The following is a 352-nucleotide window of genomic DNA, read 5'->3' on the forward strand; positions in this document are numbered from 1 at the left end:
CTTTTATAATATTTGGAATGTAATGCTGCGGCGTACAATTGATCAGCATACGGATATGATCTTCCTCCATATACATTTCCAGAATTTGAAAATCATTATCCTTTGAAATCTGAGTCAGCAGCTCTTTTAATTTTATTGCGACCTGTCCATTCAAGACATCACGACGATACTTTACACACCATACAATATGATACTGTATAGAATAGACATAGCCTCTTCCTTTAACAACTTCCATATGTTTTTGCCTCATCTATATTATAACATATGTATATGATTAAAGTACTATATTTATCATTTATTTTTAAATTATTTATCGAACATATGTATATCTAATTCATCTCATGACTAAAGT

At 29.8% G+C, this 352-nt stretch carries 1 protein-coding gene; it reads right to left on the reverse strand.

Annotated features, from left to right (window positions below; all coding sequences use genetic code 11):
• A partial coding sequence (gene tnpA / locus LJE08_RS13880) for an IS200/IS605 family transposase (protein WP_227403564.1) occupies positions 1-235 on the reverse strand: 235 nt, incomplete at its 3' end.
• Between the last annotated feature and the right edge of the window lie 117 nt (positions 236-352).

The sequence above is a fragment of the Holdemanella sp. DFI.5.55 genome (assembly GCF_020593575.1).
GTDB lineage: Bacteria > Bacillota_I > Bacilli_A > Erysipelotrichales > Erysipelotrichaceae > Holdemanella > Holdemanella hominis.